Below are 18,810 nucleotides of genomic sequence, written 5' to 3' on the forward strand. Positions count from 1 at the left end.
TCGTGTCTGGTGAAGCGGTTCAGATCACTTGAGGATCCAGCCGTTGAACTTCTCCATCACCGCGGCCTGGTTGTCGAGCCAGTACCTGGCGTTGATCTGCACGCCCGACTTGATGTTGTCGGGGTGGGTCGGGCAGTTCTTCGCGACGTCGGGCTTGATGTACTTGAAGGCATCCGGCTGGGTCACGCCCGCCGGGAAGTACTCCACCAGCGAGGCCATGCGCTTGGGGTCGGACGCAAACCTGATGAATTCGCGGCAGGCTTGCGCATTCGGCGTGCCGGCCAGGATGGACCAGTTGTCCACGCCCCACAGGTTCTGGTTCCAGACGATGCCGACCTGGGCACCGGCGGCGGCCGCGCTCTGCGCGCGCGACACCCAGGTGGCCACCATGTCGACCTCGCCGGACTTGAGCATCTGCTCCACCTGGGCGCCGGAGTTCCACCACACGTCCACGTTCGCCTTGATCTTCTCCAGGTTCGCGATGGCCCGGTCGACATTGAGCGGATACAGCGACGAGGTCTGCGTGCCGGCGGCCATCAGCGACTCTTCCAGCGTGTCGAACGGGTGCTTGCGCAGGGCGCGGCGGCCGGGGAAGTCCTTGACGTTCCAGAAGTCGGCCCACGAGGACGGCGCCTTGCGGCCCTTGAAGGCGTCGGTGCGATAGGCCAGGACCGTGGTGTAGACGTTGGTGCCAACGCCGTAGGGCGACATGAAATGCGCCGGAATGGTCTTGACGGTGGCGTCGCCCTCCAGGCCGTGCTGCTCCAGGTAGACCTTGCCGCCCTGCGTCAGCAGCAGGATGGCCGGCTGGCTGATCTTGGCCATGTCCCAGGTGTAGTTCCTGGTCTCGACCATGCTGCGGATCTGCGCCACCGGTTCGGCGTTGGCCTGCACGCCCACGACCTCGATGCCGGTCTTCTCGGTGAACGGCTTGTAGTACACCGCGCTGTAGGCCTTGGTGTAGATGCCGCCGTCGTCGCGCACCACGATGCGCTTGGACTGCGCGCGCGCATATTGCAGCACGGCGGGCGCGGCCAGGGTCCCAAGGCCGGCAGCGGCGACCTTGAGGGCACGCCGGCGAGAAGAGTTGATGGGGCTGTGGTCGTTCATGCGAGCTCCTTGATTGCCGTTATTGCTGGGAAGGTGGGGACGGCAGCAGCCGGCCGGGGTTGAACAGGTCGCGAGGGTCGAGCATGCGCTTGATGCCGTGCATCATGGCGATCTCGACCGCCGGCTTGAACTGCGCCATTTCCTCGGTCAGGACCTGGCCAATGCCATGTTCCGCGCTGAAGGTGCCGCCCAGCTCATAAGCCACCTGGTCGATGGCGTGCTTGATGCGGGCGGCCACGGCATCGCGCCCTGGCAGTGCTTCCCACTGCGGGAAAGGCACCAGCGGGATGAAATGGACATTGCCATCGCCCAGGTGGGCCACGACGATGATCGGCAAATCCGGCAGGACCGCATGCGCTGCCGCGGTGGCGCGCTCAATGAATTGCGGCACCGCCGAGACCGGCACGGCGCAATCGGTGTTCAGGCCCAGGCCCGCCTTCTTGTTGCCCTCGGAGACGCTATGCCGCACCTGCCACATGGCCTCGCGCTGCGCGCCGCTGGCGGCCACTACGGCATCGTCGAGCAGGCCTTCGGCCACGCCTTGCTCCAGCACTTCCTGCAGCACCTCATCGAGCAGCTCGCGCCGGCCGGTGTCGGCAAGTTCCACCAGCACGTGCCAGGGATGGCTGGCAGGCAAGGGCGCACGGCGGCCGGGCACGTGATCGAGCACGATCCGCAATTGCACGTCGTTGAGCATTTCAAACGCGGACAGGGTGGCGCCGCAGCGCTGCTGAAAGCGTCCCAGCATCTCCAGCGCCGCCTGCGGCGTGCGCACCGCCAGCCACGCCATGGCGTGCGCGGTGGGCAGCGGGTGCAGCTTGAGCGTGGCGGCGGTAATCACGCCCAGCGTGCCTTCGGAGCCGATGAACAGGTGCTTGAGATCGAGGCCGGTGTTGTTCTTGCGCAAGCGGTACAGGCCGTTCCAGACCTGGCCGTCAGGGAGGACCACTTCAAGGCCGAGCACGTTGTCGCGGGTGTTGCCGTAGCGCAGCACGCCGGTGCCGCCCGCATTGGTGGCGATGTTGCCGCCGATCTGGCAGGAGCCCTCGGCGCCCAGGCTCACCGGGTAGAGACGTCCCTGTTCCGCCGCCGCCTGCTGGATGGCGGCCAGCACGCAGCCTGCCTCGGCTTCCATCGAGTTGTTGGCCGCATCGATCGCGCGGATGCGCCGCATGCGTGCCAGGCTGATGACGATGGGCGGCGTGCCGTCCGGGGCCGGTACGGCGCCGCCGCACAAGCTGGTATTGCCGCCTTGGGGCAGCACGGGCACGTTGGCCTGGGCCGCGGCCCGCACCACCGCGGCGACTTGCGCGGTGGAGGCCGGCAGCACCACGCACAGCGCCGGACCCGTGTAGCGGCCGCGCCAGTCCTCGATGTAGGCGGCAACGTCCGCGGCTTCGGTGAGAACCGCATCGTGTCCCAACAAGTCTTTCAGCTTCAATACAAGTGACATCGCGTTGTGCCCTCGTGCTCGACTGAAGCCATACTATTCGATTGTCATAAGCATAGATATAGGTGAAATCCACATACTAGTAATCGCAATTCAATTAATTAGTCAGGCGAGAGCCAGCACACTGCTGGCCTGATACCAGGAATTTCCTTGCGCGGAGGCCTTCCGTGACAGCGCCCCCGCGGTGTGCCGTCCTACAATCTGATCCTGTCCTGACAATGAGGATCACCATGTTCACTGCCTGTCCCACAGAAAGAAGCCGTGTCATTGCCGATCGCGTCGAGCGTTTTGTCCGCGACGTGGTGGTGCCCTATGAGCGCGATGTGCGCTGCGAAGCCCATGGCCCGACGGCAGGGCTGGTCGCTGAGCTTCGCGACAAGGCGCGCGCGGCCGGCGTCATGACGCCACATATCCTGGCCGACGGGTCTCACCTGACCCAGCTCGAAACTGCGGCCGTGCTCAAGCGCTCGGGCTTGTCGCCCCTCGGGCCGGTCGCGGTCAACACCATGGCCCCGGACGAGGGGAATATGTTCCTGCTGGGCAAGGTCGCCACGGACGCACAGCAGCAACGCTTCCTTGCGCCGCTGGTCAGCGGCGAGGCCCGCTCCGCGTTCTTCATGACCGAGCCAGCGGAAGAGGGCGGGGCCGGTTCCGATCCGGCGATGCTCCAGACCACAGCGGTCAGGGACGGCGGCGATTGGGTGATCCGCGGGCGCAAGAAGTTCATCACCGGAGCGGAAGGTGCCCGGGTCGGCATCCTGATGGCGCGTACCGGCGACGGTGAGCGCGCGCAGGCCACCATGTTCCTGGTCGACCTGCCGCATCCGGCGATCCGCATCGAGCGCCTGCTCGATACCATCGACAGTTCCATGCCGGGCGGCCATGCACAGGTCCTGATCGACGGCCTGCGCGTGCCGCAGGACCAGGTGCTGGGCGAGGTGGACGAGGGCTTTCGTTATGCGCAGGTTCGCTTGTCGCCGGCGCGGTTGTCGCATTGCATGCGCTGGTTCGGGGGTGTGGCACGTGCCGATGAGATCGCGCGCGCCTACGCCACCACGCGCAAGGCTTTCGGCAAGCTGCTGATCGACCACGAGGGCGTGGGTTTCATGCTGGCCGAGAACCTGATCGACCTGCAACAGGCCGCACTGATGATCGACTGGTGCGCCGGGGTGCTCGACGGCGGCTCCCTGGGCACGGCGGAGAGTTCGATGGCCAAGGTGGCCGTGTCCGATGCATTGTTCCGCGTGGCTGACCGCTGCGTGCAGATTCTCGGCGGCATGGGCGTGTCGCGCGACACCATCGTCGAACAGGTCTTCCGTGAAGTGCGTGCGTTTCGCATCTACGATGGCCCGACCGAAGTCCACAAGTGGTCGCTGGCAAAGAAGATCAAGCGCGATACCCTGGAAGCATCGCATCATGGCTGAGCGCCGCCCTGGCGCGGGGCTTGCCTGAGCGGGCCCGCCAGTTGCCATCGCGCCCATCCCCGATCCAGCGCGCACTGGCCGTGCTGCGCGCGCTGTCCGATCCGGAAGTGCGCCGCATGAGCGACGTGGCGCGCGCCACCGGGCTTGATCCGGCCACGGCCTCGCGCATGCTCGGGCTGCTGGTGCAGGAGGGCTTCGCCACGCGCGACCAGGCGCGCCGCTACGGCATCGGGCCCGAGATCTTCCAGCTGGCAGACGTGGCGCAGCGGCGCGTGGACTTGCGCAAGCTGGCGCGTCCGGCGCTGGAACGGCTGGTGGAGGCGTTCGAGGATACCGCCGTGCTGACCGAGGCCAGCCGTGGCGAGGCGGTGTGCACCGACCTGGAACCCGGTACGTATGCGATACGGGCGAACTACGTGACGGTCGGCACGCGTCGGCCGCTCGGCGTGGGCGCCGGCAGCCTGGCGGTGCTGGCATGGCTGCCCGCGCCCGAGCGCGCGCGCCGGCTGCAGCAGACCACGCGCAAGCTTGGCAAGCACCCGCGGCTCGATGCCGCATGCATTGCCGCGGAAATCGAGGCAGCCCGCGAGCGCGGGCATGTGCTGTTTCTCGATTGGGTGGTCGATGGCATGGGCGGCATCGCTGTGCCGATTCTCGACTATGAGGGCAGGCCGATCGGTGCCTTGAGCGTGGCGGCGATGAGTGCGCGCATCCGCTCGCGCGAGGCCGCGCTGTCGCGCAAGCTCAAGGAAGAGGCGCGGCGGATCACCAGCGCCTGGACGCGCACCGTGATACCGCCGCGGGCCGACGCGTCTACGGACGGCCGGCGTGCCAGGGGGCGCCAGCCCGGCGGCAGCTGACGCGCATCCCGGCGAGCCTATGCCGCCGGCCCGCGCAGCAGGCCTGCCAACGCGTCAGGTATCTCCACTTCGAAACGCAGCACGGCACTGGCCAGCGCCTTGCCGTAGTTGTCGATCGCGAGGCTGCGCGACACACCGCCGCCAAGCGCGCCCTCCGCGACGAAATTGAGCACCTGCAGCCCATCCACTTCATGGCGCGTGACCGCGCCCGTGATCAGCGTGCCGTACAGCGCCTTGAACGCGGGTGCGGTCAGCTGTGCCTTGATATGCGGGTAGAACTCCGGCGCGTAGGCGATGACCGCCGTGTTCGAAGTATTGCCCTTGTCGCCGGAGCGGCTGTGTGCGAGACGTCGCAGTGGTACACGCATGGCGAATCCTCAGAGATAGTGGACCTGGGAGGTGATCAATGCGCGCGGCACCAGCGCCGACCAGACGCCGATGATCTCGCGCGTGCGGTCCTGGTGCGGCACGCGCTTGCCGGTGGAAGCCAGGCCGCAGACCGCCATGCTGTCGATCTCGCGGCCGACCTTGGCGGCTTCCTCGCGCGTGCGGGTGCGCGCGGCGACGCGGACCGCGATCTCGTTGGGCTCGCACGCAGGTTCGGGCGAGGCCGCGCCGTGCACGGCGTTGACACCCAGGAAGTCGATGCGCACCTCATCCGCCTGCAACCTTGCCATGGCAAAGCGCGCTTCGAGGATGCGTTTGGCCAGCCTGGCCTTTTCCAGGCAACCCGGCCCCGCGTAGAAGAACATGTCTTCTCCGATATGCCCTTCGGTGCAGCCCAGCGACACCTTGAGCGTGTCGGTGCGCGGCTGCCCGCTCACGCCGCTGATGCGCACGCGGTCCGGCCCCACCTGTTCGAGCATCGCAGTGGAGAAGTCGACCACCACGTCCGGCGTGATGTAGCGGCGCGGGTCGTGGACTTCATAGAACATCTGCTCCTTGACCGTCTGCAGGTCGATGCGCCCGCCGCTGCCATCCACCTTGCCGATCACGGCGCTGCCGTCGGCCTCCACCTCGGCGATCGGGAAGGCCAGGTTCCATGGTTCCGGCACATCCTTGTAGCCGGGGTCGCCGAAATATCCCCCTGTCACCTGCGCGCCGCACTCGAGCAAATGGCCGATGGCGCTGCCGCGCGCAAGCCGCGTCACGTCGTCCGGAGACCAGCCGAAATGATGGATCATGGGCGCGAGGAACAGCGACGGGTCGGCCACGCGCCCGGTGATCACGATCTGCGCGCCGGCACGCAATGCGGCGACGATCGGCTCGGCGCCTTCGTACGGCTCGGCGCTGATCAGCGTTTCACGCAGCGAGCAAACCGGTGCGCCGCTTTCCAGCAGGGTGAGATCCAGCTCGCAGATGCTCCCGGTCAGGTCCGTGGTGGTGACCGCGGCGATCCTGACGCCGGGCAGGCCCAGTTCCTCGCAGAGTTCGGCCACGCGCCTGGCCGCGCCCAGCGGATGAATCCAGCCCTGGTTGCTGATGATGCGCGTGCCGTTGGCGATGCAGGGGGGCAGCACTGCGCGCATGCGCTCGTCGAGATAGGTGTCGTAGCCGGCGAAGCCGGCATCGCGCCGCTTGCGCACCTGCGCGGCCGATACCGTGGCCTCGGCCATGGTCTCGAAGCACAGGTAGTCGAGCTTGCCCAGGCGCGCCGAACGCTCTGCGGGCTCCACGCGGTCGCCCCACCAGCCCGATCCCGAGCCGATACGAAGGGTGTTGGTCTTGGTCATGGTTGTCTTGTGTCAGGGGTTGGCGCTGCCCAGCCGTGTCATTGCGCCTTGATGCCGGCGGTCTGGATCACGCGCGACCATTTTTCCGTATCGCTCCTGATCTGCGCCGCGAATGCTGCGGAGCCTTCGCCGCCCGGCTCGGCGCCAAGCTGTTCGATGCGCTTGCGCACGTCCGGCGTGGCCAGCACCTTGTCCACCGCCTGCTGGAGCTGGCGCACACGCTCTGGCGGCGTGCCGGCCGGCGCGAGCAGCCCGAACCAGGAATTCACTTCATAGCCCGGCAGCCCCGACTCGCGCACGGTCGGCACGGAGGGCAGCACCGAGGCCCGCCTGGCACTGGTGACCGCCAGCGCCGTCACTTTGCCAGCCTGGATCTGTGCGAGCGCGGACGGCAGGTTGTCGAACATCAGGTTGACCTGGCCCGCGAGCAGGTCCGTCATGGCGGGGGCGGCCCCTTTGTACGGCACGTGCTGCATGCTGACGCCCGCCATCATGTTCAGCAACTCGCCTGACAGGTGGGGCGACCCGCCGGTGCTGGTGGAGGCGTAGTTGATCTTGCCCGGCTCGCGCCTGGCCAGCGTCACCAGTTCGCCCACCGACCTGGCGTTCAGCGTGCTGTTGACAAGCAGCACGTTGGGGGAATTGGCGACCAGCGTCACGGGCACGAAGTCCCGGGTGCTGTCGTACGGCATGCGCGGATAAATGAACTGGTTGGTCACCTGCGTGCCCAGCGTGCCCATCAGCAGCGTATAGCCGTCAGCCGCACTGCGCGCCACCACCTCCGCGCCGATGTTGCCGCCCGCGCCCGGACGGTTGTCGACCACGATCTGCTGGCCCAGCGCCTCGCCAGCCTTCTGCGCAACCAGGCGCGCCAGGATGTCAGTGGTGCCGCCGGGCGTGAAGGGCACCACCAGCCGGATCGGACGCGAAGGAAATACCTCTGCCGCGCAGGCCGGTGCGGTCCAGGCGCACAAGGCGGGCAGGGTGGCGAGCGCCGCGACTATGGCACGCCGCGGGCGGGAATGACGCTGCATCGGGTTGTCTCCTGGGCGCGAGGCGGTGCGCGCGCATCTGGTTTCGTTGAGGGAAACTCTGTGTGGGAGATCTTAGGGAGCGGAGGGAAACAGCGTCAAACGAATGCCGTATATTTTCATTGGGTGAAAATTTCAGGCAATTTCAAGCGGACCAGTGTCGTGGGGCGCGTGGATAGGGAGAGGCTGAGCATGAAGCTGCTGCTGGTGGGAGCGACCGGACTGGTCGGAGGCCATGTCCTGGAACAGGCGCTTGCCGACCCGGACGTACATAGCGTAGTGGCGCCGGGCCGGCGCGCGCTGCCCGCGCACCCGAAGCTGCTGGCGCCGGTGGTGGACTTCGACCGGCTGGCGGAAGATGCGCCATGGTGGCAGGCGGATGCCGTCATCTGCGCGCTCGGCACCACGATGCGGGCTGCCGGCTCCGAGCAGACATTCCGGCGCGTGGACCATGACTATCCACTCGCCGTTGCGCGCCTGGCCAGGCAACATGGCACGCCAGCCTACGTGCTGAATTCCGCGATCGGCGCGGACGCGGCCTCACGCTTTTTCTACAACCGGGTGAAGGGCGAACTGGAGCGCGACCTGGCGGGGCTTGGCTTTCCATCGCTGACCTGCGTCCGCCCGGGATTGATCGGCGGGCAGCGCGCTGAGTTCCGCTTCGGGGAACGCGCCATGGTGACCGCGCTGACAGTGCTCGGGCCGGTATTGCCTCGTCGCTGGCGCCTTAATCCGGCGCAGCAGATTGCCAGGGCCATGGTGGCGTGTGCGAAGGGCGCGGCGCTCGGCATCCACGTCGTGACATCGGACCGCCTGACCTGAAGCGGGCGTTGCACGGCGCCGCAGCTGGTCACCGGTGTGACCGGCGCCAGGGGCAGGAACAGTCCGGCAGGAAGCTTGGCGATGATCGCGGCGGACAATGCGGTGATGAAGGCACTGGTGGCCAAGACCGACCTCCGGAAGTGAGGCAGCGCGTCCGCATCGATCCGGAGCCAAGGGCGGCAGGGGGGCTCAAGACAGGCGAGCGATCTCCTCAAGCAGCGCCGCTTCCATTGCCTCGATCGGCGCGCGTGCGCAGCCGGTGTAGAACTCGACCTGGGCGCAGGCCTGGTGCAGCATCATGCGCGTGCCGTCGATGGTACGGCAGCCCAGCGCGGCGGCATCCCGGATCAGCTTGCTCCTGACCGGGATGAAGGCAGCGTCCATGACGATCAGGTGTGCGGCGAGCTGTCCGGGGACCGGGTTGACATCGGGAGCGCGAAAGCCGGCGGCGGTCGCGTTGGCGAGCATGTCGAAGTCCGCCGCGCGGAAGTCCGTCAGCCCGCCGCCAAAGCGCAGGCCAAGCGAGCCGGCCAGTTCTTCGCCACGCGCCGCGGTGCGGTTGAACACGGTCACGCTGGCGCCGGCCTCGCGCAGGCCATAGGCCATCGCCCGCGCCGCGCCGCCCGCGCCCAGCAGCGCAATGCGCTTGCCGGCCACTTCCGTCACCTCCCCGAACGCCCGCACGGCGCCGATGCAATCGGTGTTGTAGCCGGTCAGCACGCCATCGATATTGTTGATGGTGTTGACCGCGCCGATGGCGCGGGCGGTCCTGTCGAGATGGTCGAGATGCGGGATCACCGCCTGCTTGTGCGGCATCGAGACATTCATGCCACGCACGCCGAGCGCGCGGATCGATTGCACGGCGCCGGGCACGTCCTGCACCCCGAAGCACACAAAGGTGTAGTCGATCCCGAGCGCCCGATAGGCGGCATTGTGGATGCGCACATTGAAGGTGATGGGCTCGCCCATGATCGAGCCGCACAGCGTGGGAATGGAACCGGGCATTGCGGGTTGTCCTTGCGGGGGAGTCAGGCGGCTGCCTGGGCGGCAAAGGCCGCCAGGTCGAAGCGCGCAGCCGGCTGCCGCCCGGCGAGCGCGTCCAGCAGGTTGCGCGTGGCGAGTTCGGCCATGGCACGCCGGGTCTCATGCGTGGCCGAGCCGATATGGGGCAGGGCTGTCACCTTGGGATGGCTGCGCAGCGGCGAATCCTGAGGCAGGGGCTCGGTGGCGAAGACGTCCAGCCCGGCGGCGCGCAGGTGTCCGCTCTCGAGCGCCGCGAGCAGCGCGTCTTCCTGCACGATCTGGCCGCGCGCGCCATTGACAAAGATGGCGCCCGGCTTCATCAGCGCGAACTCGCGCAGGCCCATCAGGCCGCGCGTGCTGTCGGTCAGGGGCAGCGTCACGGCGACGATATCGGCGCGCAGCAAGGCATCGTCGAGATCCGTGCGGGTGGTGCGTCCCGCCAGGTCGGGCGGTGCCGCTGCGGTCTCGTTGACGTAGAGCACCTCCATGCCGAAGCCGAGCGCGGCGCGTCGCGCCACGGCCTGGCCGATGCGCCCGAAGCCCAGGATCGCCAGGGTCTTGCCGTGCACGTCCCAGCCGAACAGGCCCTCTCCGATGTTGGCGGTCCAGCGGCCTTCGCGCACATGGGCCGCCAGCTCGACCAGGCGGCGGCTGGTGGCCATGATGAGCGCGAAGATGGTGTCGGCGGTGGTCTCGGTGAGTACGCCGGGCGTGTGGCACAGGGTGATGCCACGCCGGTGCAGGCAGGGGAGGTCGTAGTTGTCGACGCCCACCGAAATACTCGAGATCACCTCCAACTGGCCCGCTTCGGCCAGTTCCGCCGCGCCCAGCTTCACGCTGGAGCCGATCAGGCCGTGGGCTTTCGACAGTGCGGCGCGGAAGGCAGGCCGTTGTGCCGGCTGGCGCGGGTCGGCCACGATCACGTCATGTTCCGACGCGATCCTGGCGAGCAGGTCCTCAGGAATCGGGCGGAACACCAGTACATTCTTGCGCATGGCAAATCCTTGCTGTGGCTTCACAAACTGGCGGCCGCCAGCTGGGCATGGGTCGGCAGGCCTTCAGTATCGCCCCGCACCTGCACCGCCCGCGCGCCGATCCATGCGCCGCGGCGGACGGCGTCGCTCACCGGCCGGCCCTCCAGCAGCGCGCTGATCACGCCCACGGCAAAGCCATCGCCGGCGCCAACGGTGTCGACGACACGCTCGACGCTGAATGCCTCGACATGGCCGGTGCCGCTTTCGCCATCGAAATAGGCGCCGTCGGCACCAAGCTTCACCACCACCAGCCTGGCGCCGCGGGCTCGGTAGAAGGCGGCAATGCGTTCCGGCTCGGCATGGCCGGTGAGGAAGCGGCCCTCTTCGATGCCGGGCAGCACCCAGTCGCACTGCCGCGCGAGGTCGTTCAGCGTCTCCCGCATCAACTCGGGCGTGGCCCACAGCGTGGGCCGCAGGTTGGGATCGAACGAGATCGTGCGGCCGGCAGTGCGCATGGTGGCGATGGCCTGGCGCGTGGCGGCCTGGGTGCCTGCGGCCAGCGCGGGGAACACGCCGGTGACGTGCAGGTGCCGCGAGCGCCGCAGCCACTGGTCGTCCAGGTGTTCCGGGTGCATGCGGCTCGCCGCCGAGCCGCGGCGGTGGTATTCGACGGGCGGATCGCTGCCGTCATCGACCCGGCCCTTGAACTGGAAACCGGTGCGCTCGCCGGGCTCGCACACCACCTGGCTGCAATCCACGCCTTCGCGCTGCATTTCACCGAGCAGGTAGCGCGCCATCGAGTCGTCGCCCAGCCGGCTGGCCCATCCGACCTTCAGGCCCAGGCGCGACAGGCCGATGGCCACGTTGGTCTCGGCACCGGCGGTGCGCTTGTGGAAGGTCTGCGCGCCTTCGAGCGGCCCGGCTTCGCCGGCGACCAGCATCAGCATCGCCTCGCCCAGGGTGACCACGTCAAGATCGGTGCTCATGCGGGGACCTCCACCGAACGCAGCAGTTCGACATGCCGGCGCGTGACCTGCACCAGGTCGTCGCCTTGCAGCGGAAATTCGATCGCACGCGCAACCTGCGTGGGCAGGCGGCGCAAGATGCTGCGCCATGGCGCCGCCGACTGGTCAAGCGGCACCGCGATCCATTTGGCGGGCGTGCGCTGCACGCCTTTGCAGTGCACGTAGCCGACGTTGGCGCCGAGGATCTGCGCGGCGTCGAGCGGGTCTTCGCCGGTCCAGTGCCAGTTGCCCATGTCGAAGGTCATCGGCACGGTCTTGCCGAGCGCCCTGGTACGCGCGAAGAAATCGCGCAGCGGCGGCACGGTGCCGGCTTGGGGAGTCTGGTCGTTTTCCACGACGAGTTCGATGCCGTCGTGCCGCAGCCACGGGAGCAGTGCTTCCAGCGCCGTGCCTTCCCGATAGCCGCCAAGCGACATCTTGACCCGGGTCGCATTGAGCGCCAGCGCGGTCGTGAAGGCACGGTCGAGCGCGGCGGCGTCGAGGGTGCCGGCATCATTCCACAGGCCTTCCGGGCTGGACCAGATCACGCTCAGTCCATGCTGCCCGGCGGCCTCGCGCTGTTCAATGACTTCATCCTTGTGCCCGCGCTGGAGTTCGCCGCGGAACTCGACGCCGTCCGCGCCTGCGGCCGCGGCAATCCGTGCCAGCGCAGCCTGTCCGTCGCGCAGGGCGAGGTCGGCGCCATAGGCCGTCAGCGAGATCAGCACCGGCGGGCGCAAAGAACCATCTGCTTGCCACTGGCTCATTTCAGTGCTCCCGCGCTGAGGAATTGCTGCAGCTCCGGCGTCCGCGGCTGCGCGAACAGCGCCTTCGACGGCCCTGCCTCATGCACCTTGCCCTGGTGCATGAAGATGGTGGTATGCGCCATGCGGCGCGCGAACTCCATCTCATGCGTGACCAGCACCATGGTCATGCCGGAGGCGGCCAGGCTTTCCATGACCCGAAGCACTTCCGCCGTCAGCTCGGGGTCGAGCGCGGAGGTGACCTCGTCGAACAGCATCACCTTGGGCTCCATCGCCAGCGAACGGGCGATGGCCACGCGCTGCTGCTGGCCGCCCGAGAGCTGCTCGGGGTAGCAGTCCTTCTTGTCCAGCAGGCCGACCTGGGTCAGTACCTGGTCGACGATGCCGCCGATCTTGCTTGCGGCCAGCTTCTTGACGATGGATGGCGCCAGCGCGATGTTCTGGCCCACGGTCAGGTGCGGAAACAGGTTGTAGCTCTGGAACACCATGCCCACGTCGCGGCGCAGGTCGAGCAAGCGCTTGCGGTCGTGATCCAGCTTGTGCCCGGCGACGGTGATATTGCCGGCGTTGATCGTCTCCAGGCCATTCAGGCAGCGCAGCATGGTGCTTTTGCCGGAGCCGCTGCGGCCGATGATGGCGACCACTTGGCCCGGATCGATCGCAAACGAAACGCCCTTCAGGACTTCGACGGAGCCATACGATTTGTGCACGCCTTGTGCTTCAACGATTGACATGGAGCCTCCTTTCCATGCGCCGGGCCGCCGCCGACAGCGGGAAGCAGAGCGCGAAGTAGATAAGCGCGACGACGACGAAGACCGCGAAGGGCTGGAAGGTCGCGTTGTTGATCAGTTGGCCGGCGCGGGTCAGTTCGATGACGCCGATGATGGAAGTGATCGAGGTATTCTTGACCAGCTGGACCGAGAACCCCACCGTGGGCGGCAAGGCCAGCCTGACGGCCTGCGGCAGCACCACAAAGCGCAGTTGCTGCCAGCGGGTGAGGGCGAGCGCTTCGCTGGCTTCCCACTGCCCCTGGGGCACGGCCTCGATGCAGCCGCGCCAGATCTCGCCAAGATAGGCACTGGCGTAGATCGACATCGCCAGCATGGCGGCGACCATCGGCGACAGCTTGAGCCCGAGCACGGAGAGTCCGTAGTAGCTCAGGAACAGCACGATCAGCACCGGTGTCCCTTGCACGACCTGGATATAGAGCGTGCTGGCAAGGCGCAGCAGCGGGCTTCTGGAGGTACGCGCCAGCGCCACCAGGAAACCGGCGAACGTGCCGCCGACGAAGGCGAGCAAGGTTACCCACAGTGTCCAGCGTGCCGCCAGCAGCAGGATTTCAAGATGATTCCAGGAGAACTCGGTGATCATTTCGCGCTCCCTGCAACCGCGGCCGTGAGTTCCGTTTGCGCCGGCGGCACGAGCCGGGCCGTGCGGGCCAGCTTTCGAGCGCGCGCCACCACGCGGCGCCGCTTGAATACCAGATTGCCGATCAGGGCGAACATGGCGCGCAGCAGCAGTGCCAGGCCGATATAGATGAACATGACGAGGATGTAGCTCTCGAAGGTGCGGAAGGTCTGCGAATCGACCTGGCTGGCGACCGCCGTCAGCTCTTCCACCGAGATCGTCGACACCACGCTCGAGGTCAGCATCATCAGCGTGAACTGGCTGGTCAGGGCCGGATAGACCTTCTCGAAGGCCGGCACCAGCGCGACGTGGCGGATCAGTTGCCAGCGTGTCATGCCCAGCGCGGCGGCGGCTTCAAGCTGCGAACGGTGCACCGCCTGCAGGCCCGCCCGGATGATTTCCGTCGAGTAGGCGCCGAGATTGACGGTCATCGCAATCACAGCGGCGGTGACGGCATCGATCTGCAGGCCCACGGTCGGCAAGCCGAAGAAGATGATGAAGAGCTGGATCAGGAAGGGCGTGTTGCGGATGGCTTCGACGTATGCCCTGGTGGCGCGCTGTAGCCAGGGCCCGCCAAAAGCGGCGGCAATCGCGCCGGCGGTGCCGACCACGGTGCCAAGCAGGATCGAGCCGAAGCTGAGCGCCAGCGTCATCGCCGCGCCTTCCGCGAAGCGGTCCAGCTGCGACAGCACCGGCGTCCATTCGAATTGGTAGTGCATGCGGGTCTCCTGGCACGCCGGCTGGCGCCGGCGCGCAACCTCAGTCGGCCTGGTTCAGAACGCTTGCAGCGCGGGCAGCGCCTTGCCGGTCCACTTCTGCGCTATGGCGTCGAGTTCGCCATTGAGCTTGACGTAGGCGATGGTGGTGTTGAGCCACTGGCGCAGTTCGAAGGCGTCGCGGCGCACGGCCATCGAATTCGGCTGCACCGAGAACGCGAACTTGGCGTCGAACTTGCCGGCGCCGCGTGCCTTCATGATCTCGTTGCCGGTGGTGTTGGGCAGGGCAATGGCCTCGACCTGATTGCTGATCAGCGCCTGCGCGCAGGTGGCATCGTCCTCGAAGCGGACGATATTCATGCCGGGCACGGCGAGCCGGGTCAGCGCGGAGTCCTGCGTGGTGCCGCGCGTCACGCCCACCTTCTTCTTGCCGAGTTCCGTCAGCCTGGCGTACCTGGCAGCGGTGGGCGCAAAGATGGTCAGCTCGAACGCGCTATATGGCGCGCTGAACATGATGGCCCGCGCCCGCTCTGGCGTCGGCGCCAGCGTCGCGACCAGGAAATCGACCTTGCCGGCCTCCAGCGCCGGAATCCGGCTGGGCGAGGTGAGCGGAACGATATCGACCGGCAGGCCCAGGTACTTGCCCAGCAGGTTGGCCACGTCGACGTCATAGCCGGCGGGTTTGCCGGTGGCGTCGGTGGTGCCGAAGGGCGGGGCACCGGTCACCACGCCAATGGTGACCTTGCCCTTCTTGACGATCTCGGCGACGGTCTGCGCCTGGGCGGTGAAAGCGGCGCTGGCCAGGACCAGCAGAGTCAGCACGGGCGCGGCTACGCGGCGCAACAAGGGTTGGACGTTCATCAATGTCTCCTGCACGTATATGGGTGTGTCGCTGGCGTCGCAGCGTTCGGCAAGCACCGTCTTGAAACCGGTTTCAGGATTATAGGAAACCGGTTTCAGAGATCCAGCAGTGGAAACCCTTACGGGCAAGAAGCGAGTTTGGGCGGATGCGGAAGCCGGAACGTCATGCACCCGCTGGCCGTGCGAAGCGGGTGCAGCCGTGGATCAGGCGGGCACGGCGGACGCCGGTGGGGAAGGGCTCGGCAGTCAGGCTCGGCGGGTGGATCCGCGCGTGACCAGGGTGCCGGGCAACAGCACCCGGCGCGGCGGCAGTTGCGTGCCTTGCAGGCGCTCGATCAGGCAGTTGGTGGCGACGCGCCCGATATCGTCGGTGGGCTGGGAAATGGCGCTGAGGCCAGGACCAACCAATGCAGCCCATTCCGGATCATCGAAACCGATCAGGCCCAGGTCGGCGCCAAGTTGCCACCCCAGTCTGGCGGCTGACGCGGCCACGCGCAGCGAGATCACGGCGTTGGCCGCCAGCACGGCAACGGGTGCCTGTCCGGCGCCACGGCGCAGGGCGCGGAGCGCTTCATCCAGGGCATCGTCATCACCCCTCTGGGCTTCAAAAACGGTCCCGTCAACCGTGTCCGCGTGTTCGGCGACAAAGGCCTGGAACGCGCGCGCCCGCTCGTTGCGCGAGCTGATAGCCTTGATCGGCTCGCTGATGAACAGCAGGTGCCGATAGCCGGCTTCGACCAGGTGGCCGGCGGCTTCCTGCACGGCTGTCAGGTTGTCCAGGGCCACCAGGTCGACTTCGGCATCGCCGACTTTGCGGTCGACCAGTACCACGGGCTTGCCCAACTGCGCCGCATCGGCCAGGGCGCCGGCATCGTGGCCCAGCGTGTGCAGGATAAAGCCCTCGACCCGGTAGGCCGACAGCGAGCGAATGGCCTCGCGCTCAAGCTGCTCGTCATTGCCGAGGTTGAACAGCATCACCATATAGCCGGCGTCGCGACAGGCCTTCTCAACGCCGCGCAGCACGGCCACCGAGAACGAATTAGAGACATCCGCGACCACCAGCCCGATCAGGCGCGACTTGCCGCGCTTGAGCCCCTGCGCCATCGGGCTGGGGCTATAGCCGAGCGCGCGGATGGCCGCGGCCACGCGCGCCTCTACGTCCGCGGACAACTGCTCGCCGCCGCGGTTCAGGTAGCGCGACACGGTTGCCTTGGAGACGCCCGCATAGTCGGCAACGTCCTGGATGGTGAGTTTCTCTGCGGGTTTCAGGTCGGACACAGGTCGGGTAACAGGGCGCGGCATAGCGTTCGGGTCTTGATGAAACCAGTTTCACGATTATGCCTCGGGCATGTCGGGATTTGCCAGCTTCCGAGTCTCTATGCGCGCAAACGTTAGAACGTCGCATGGGACGCGACTGCGCCGGACAGATGGTGCGTTTTGGTTCCGGAAGATGACCTGCCCAGTTGCATCAGGGCAGGTCACAGCGTGCGTCAGACCAGCTTGGTTTCGACGTGGATGCTGCCGTGCAGGGCCTTCGAGTACGGGCAGGTCCGGTGCGCGGTATCCACCAGTGCCTGGGCCACTTCAGGTTCGATGCCGGGGATGTGGACATTGAGCCGGGCCTGCAGCAAATAGGCCTCGCCAGCGCTGCCCAGATCAACTTCGGCGTCGACCGAAAGCTCGGCCGGCAGCTTCACTTTCATCTTGCCGGCGGCCAGCCCGATCGCGCCAATAAAGCACGCCGACCATCCCGCTGCGAGCAATTGCTCCGGGTTCGTGCCCGGGCCTTTGGTGCCCGGCGAGGACAGTTGAAGGTTCAGCCGGCCGTCATCGCTATGGGCTTGGCCGTCGCGTCCGCCTGAGGTGATGTGGACTTTGCCGGTGTACAGCACTTTTTCGATACGGGTCATGATGCGTTCCTTGGTCATTCAGAGAGTTGGGGTTCAGGCGTAGGCGCCGTCAAGATAGGGGTCGACACTGCGCGCCGGGTCCGCCGAAACGCCGGTGCGGTCCAGGCCGGACAGGGTGCGCGCGCCGTCGTAGTACGGATCCACGTTGCGCGCACCGTCCGTGAACGGGTCGATGGCACGCGCGCCGTCGCTGTATGGGCTGCGTGCCTCTTGCACGGAGCGGGCACCGTCGGTGAACGGGTCTCGCGCGCCCGCCTGGGACAGTGCGGCGGCCTGCGCACCGGCAGCGGCGGCAACCAGGGCGATGGCGAAGACAAAACGCTTGGCGATGTTGTGGGTAGTCATGATCGTCTTCCTTAAAGGTCTGGGTTCGGTATTGCGCGGCAGGGACTGGCTTCGTTGAGGTTCGCCGCCGGGCCACGGAATGCATTTAAGGCGATCGATGTATCTGGCCCGTAGCGCGTGAGGGGTGTCTCTGTCGGAACACGTATCGTTGCGGCTGCGTGATACAGACGGGTACAAACTCATGCGCGAAAGGATGGGGAGCCGCATCGGCAGGGACTCGGACAGGCCTATGCGCCACATTCTGCGCCTCTGCATGCACCTAGGGTTTCTCCTGAAATTCCTCCGTACCCCCTTGTTTTGATTGTGATTCTGGTTGAACGGAAGCCGTTGCAAGTCGTGGCGGTGACCAACTTCGACCTTGACCATCCGTCGGAACCGCCGATAATGCAAACGTTTGCAAAGGAGATAAAACATGGAAACTTCCAGCGAGCGGCAGGCGCCACAAGGCGAGCGTCTGGCGCTGATCGAGGACGAACACTCGGTGACAGGCGTGGTCCAGGCGGCCATGGCCAATACCACCAATCCCCGCCTGCGTTTCGTCATGGATTCGCTGGTGCGGCACCTCCACGGGTTCCTGTCCGAGGTGCGGCTGTCCGACGAGGAATTCGAGCTGGCCCTGGGGTATATCGCCAGTCTCGGCCATGCGACCAATGCCAAACACAACGAGGTTGTCCTGGCTGCCGACGTGCTGGGGCTGTCGACGCTGGTGACCGCCATGAACAACAGCACCAGGGACGGGCGCACGCCCGGCGCCCTGCTCGGCCCGTTCTATCGCGCCAACGCGCCGCGTTATGACTGCGGTGACTGCGTCGTGCAGGACGACGCGCCGGGCTTGCCGTTGCTGGTCAGCGGCACCGTGCGCGCGACCGATGGCACGCCGCTGCCTGGCGCGCTGGTCGAGATCTGGCAGGCGTCGCCGGTGGGGCTGTATGACAACCAGGATCCGACGCAGCCCGACCGCAACCTGCGCGGCTGCTTCCATACCGATGAAAGCGGTGGCTATCACTTTCGCACGGTGCGGCCTGCCGGCTATCCGGTGCCGACCCACGGCCCGGTAGGCACATTACTGGCCGCGCAGCAGCGCCATCCGTACCGGCCGGCGCATATCCATTTCATCGTCGCGGCGCCGGGCTACCGGACGCTCGTCACCCAGGTGTTTGCCGACACGCCGGACAAGCTGGAATCCGATGTCACGTTCGGCGTGCATCGGCAACTGGTTGGCGATCTCCGGCTGCATCACCAAGGCCCCAGCCCGTGGGGCGATGTGCCGGCGCCGTTCTACACGCTGGCGTTCGATTTCACGCTGGAGCCTGGCGAGCAGACCTTCCCGAAGCCGCCGATCGACTGACGGCCGGATCGACTTCCCCTGACCCATT

The 18,810-nt window shown here is 66.9% G+C and carries 20 protein-coding genes; 4 read left to right on the top strand and 16 right to left on the bottom strand.

The window, feature by feature from the left end; translation table 11 throughout:
• Nucleotides 1–24: 24 nt before the first annotated feature.
• The gene (locus tag A3A5_RS0102200) at nt 25–1,110 is read right to left on the bottom strand and encodes an ABC transporter substrate-binding protein (RefSeq protein WP_018309028.1); all 1,086 of its coding nucleotides are present in this window, start codon (nt 1,108–1,110) and stop codon (nt 25–27) included.
• A gap of 19 nt (nt 1,111–1,129) precedes the next feature.
• Nucleotides 1,130–2,563, bottom strand: a complete 1,434-nt coding sequence (locus tag A3A5_RS0102205; protein ID WP_026200360.1) for an FAD-binding oxidoreductase — start codon at nt 2,561–2,563, stop codon at nt 1,130–1,132.
• A gap of 227 nt (nt 2,564–2,790) precedes the next feature.
• Here A3A5_RS0102205 and A3A5_RS0102210 point away from each other — a divergent pair, with 227 nt between their 5' ends.
• Both A3A5_RS0102210 and A3A5_RS0102215 read left to right on the top strand, forming a co-directional pair.
• On the top strand, nt 2,791–3,984 hold the full coding sequence (locus A3A5_RS0102210) for an acyl-CoA dehydrogenase family protein (RefSeq protein WP_018309030.1): 1,194 nt from the start codon (nt 2,791–2,793) through the stop codon (nt 3,982–3,984).
• Between the two features lie 41 nt (nt 3,985–4,025).
• The gene (locus A3A5_RS0102215) at nt 4,026–4,844 is read left to right on the top strand and encodes an IclR family transcriptional regulator (protein WP_018309031.1); all 819 of its coding nucleotides are present in this window, start codon (nt 4,026–4,028) and stop codon (nt 4,842–4,844) included.
• Nucleotides 4,845–4,861: 17 nt separating this feature from the next.
• Here A3A5_RS0102215 and A3A5_RS0102220 read toward each other — a convergent pair whose 3' ends face one another.
• The 3 genes from A3A5_RS0102220 to A3A5_RS0102230 are packed head-to-tail and all read right to left on the bottom strand — an operon-like array spanning nt 4,862 to nt 7,611.
• Nucleotides 4,862–5,212, bottom strand: a complete 351-nt coding sequence (locus tag A3A5_RS0102220) for a hypothetical protein (RefSeq protein WP_018309032.1) — start codon at nt 5,210–5,212, stop codon at nt 4,862–4,864.
• Between the two features lie 9 nt (nt 5,213–5,221).
• A complete protein-coding gene (locus A3A5_RS0102225) occupies nt 5,222–6,577 on the bottom strand; it encodes an acyclic terpene utilization AtuA family protein (RefSeq protein ID WP_018309033.1) in 1,356 nt (451 codons plus the stop codon).
• Nucleotides 6,578–6,615: 38 nt separating this feature from the next.
• Complete coding sequence (locus A3A5_RS0102230; protein WP_018309034.1) at nt 6,616–7,611, bottom strand: tripartite tricarboxylate transporter substrate binding protein; 996 nt, start codon at nt 7,609–7,611, stop codon at nt 6,616–6,618.
• A gap of 189 nt (nt 7,612–7,800) precedes the next feature.
• Here A3A5_RS0102230 and A3A5_RS0102235 point away from each other — a divergent pair, with 189 nt between their 5' ends.
• Nucleotides 7,801–8,430 carry an NAD(P)H-binding protein gene (locus A3A5_RS0102235; RefSeq protein ID WP_018309035.1) on the top strand — a complete coding sequence of 210 codons (630 nt, stop codon included), beginning with the start codon at nt 7,801–7,803 and terminating at the stop codon, nt 8,428–8,430.
• A gap of 189 nt (nt 8,431–8,619) precedes the next feature.
• Here A3A5_RS0102235 and A3A5_RS0102240 read toward each other — a convergent pair whose 3' ends face one another.
• From A3A5_RS0102240 to A3A5_RS0102290, 11 genes are all read right to left on the bottom strand, one after another.
• Nucleotides 8,620–9,435: a shikimate dehydrogenase gene (locus tag A3A5_RS0102240; protein ID WP_018309036.1), complete on the bottom strand. Its 816-nt coding sequence runs from the start codon at nt 9,433–9,435 to the stop codon at nt 8,620–8,622.
• A 23-nt stretch (nt 9,436–9,458) separates the two neighbouring features.
• Nucleotides 9,459–10,448, bottom strand: coding sequence for a D-glycerate dehydrogenase (locus A3A5_RS0102245; RefSeq protein WP_018309037.1), 990 nt, complete (start codon nt 10,446–10,448; stop codon nt 9,459–9,461).
• Between the two features lie 20 nt (nt 10,449–10,468).
• Complete coding sequence (locus A3A5_RS0102250) at nt 10,469–11,413, bottom strand: sugar kinase (protein WP_018309038.1); 945 nt, start codon at nt 11,411–11,413, stop codon at nt 10,469–10,471.
• The gene (locus A3A5_RS0102255) at nt 11,410–12,198 is read right to left on the bottom strand and encodes a sugar phosphate isomerase/epimerase (protein ID WP_051108471.1); all 789 of its coding nucleotides are present in this window, start codon (nt 12,196–12,198) and stop codon (nt 11,410–11,412) included. The genes A3A5_RS0102250 and A3A5_RS0102255 overlap by 4 nt, the downstream gene beginning before the upstream one ends.
• Nucleotides 12,195–12,929, bottom strand: coding sequence for an amino acid ABC transporter ATP-binding protein (locus A3A5_RS0102260; RefSeq protein ID WP_018309040.1), 735 nt, complete (start codon nt 12,927–12,929; stop codon nt 12,195–12,197). Before A3A5_RS0102260 ends, A3A5_RS0102255 begins: the two co-directional genes overlap by 4 nt.
• Nucleotides 12,916–13,566 carry an amino acid ABC transporter permease gene (locus tag A3A5_RS0102265; protein ID WP_018309041.1) on the bottom strand — a complete coding sequence of 217 codons (651 nt, stop codon included), beginning with the start codon at nt 13,564–13,566 and terminating at the stop codon, nt 12,916–12,918. The genes A3A5_RS0102260 and A3A5_RS0102265 overlap by 14 nt, the downstream gene beginning before the upstream one ends.
• On the bottom strand, nt 13,563–14,321 hold the full coding sequence (locus A3A5_RS0102270) for an amino acid ABC transporter permease (protein WP_018309042.1): 759 nt from the start codon (nt 14,319–14,321) through the stop codon (nt 13,563–13,565). The genes A3A5_RS0102265 and A3A5_RS0102270 overlap by 4 nt, the downstream gene beginning before the upstream one ends.
• Before the next feature lie 54 nt (nt 14,322–14,375).
• Nucleotides 14,376–15,179: a transporter substrate-binding domain-containing protein gene (locus A3A5_RS0102275; protein WP_018309043.1), complete on the bottom strand. Its 804-nt coding sequence runs from the start codon at nt 15,177–15,179 to the stop codon at nt 14,376–14,378.
• A 246-nt stretch (nt 15,180–15,425) separates the two neighbouring features.
• Nucleotides 15,426–16,481: a LacI family DNA-binding transcriptional regulator gene (locus A3A5_RS0102280; protein ID WP_081623794.1), complete on the bottom strand. Its 1,056-nt coding sequence runs from the start codon at nt 16,479–16,481 to the stop codon at nt 15,426–15,428.
• Nucleotides 16,482–16,669: 188 nt separating this feature from the next.
• On the bottom strand, nt 16,670–17,089 hold the full coding sequence (locus A3A5_RS0102285) for an organic hydroperoxide resistance protein (RefSeq protein ID WP_026200362.1): 420 nt from the start codon (nt 17,087–17,089) through the stop codon (nt 16,670–16,672).
• Nucleotides 17,090–17,122: 33 nt separating this feature from the next.
• Nucleotides 17,123–17,434 carry a hypothetical protein gene (locus tag A3A5_RS0102290; RefSeq protein WP_018309046.1) on the bottom strand — a complete coding sequence of 104 codons (312 nt, stop codon included), beginning with the start codon at nt 17,432–17,434 and terminating at the stop codon, nt 17,123–17,125.
• A gap of 412 nt (nt 17,435–17,846) precedes the next feature.
• Here A3A5_RS0102290 and A3A5_RS0102300 point away from each other — a divergent pair, with 412 nt between their 5' ends.
• Entirely contained in the window at nt 17,847–18,782 is a 936-nt protein-coding gene (locus A3A5_RS0102300; RefSeq protein ID WP_018309048.1) for a dioxygenase, read from the top strand.
• Nucleotides 18,783–18,810: the final 28 nt, after the last annotated feature.

The organism is Cupriavidus sp. UYPR2.512, from assembly GCF_000379565.1.
Classification (GTDB): Bacteria; Pseudomonadota; Gammaproteobacteria; order Burkholderiales; family Burkholderiaceae; genus Cupriavidus.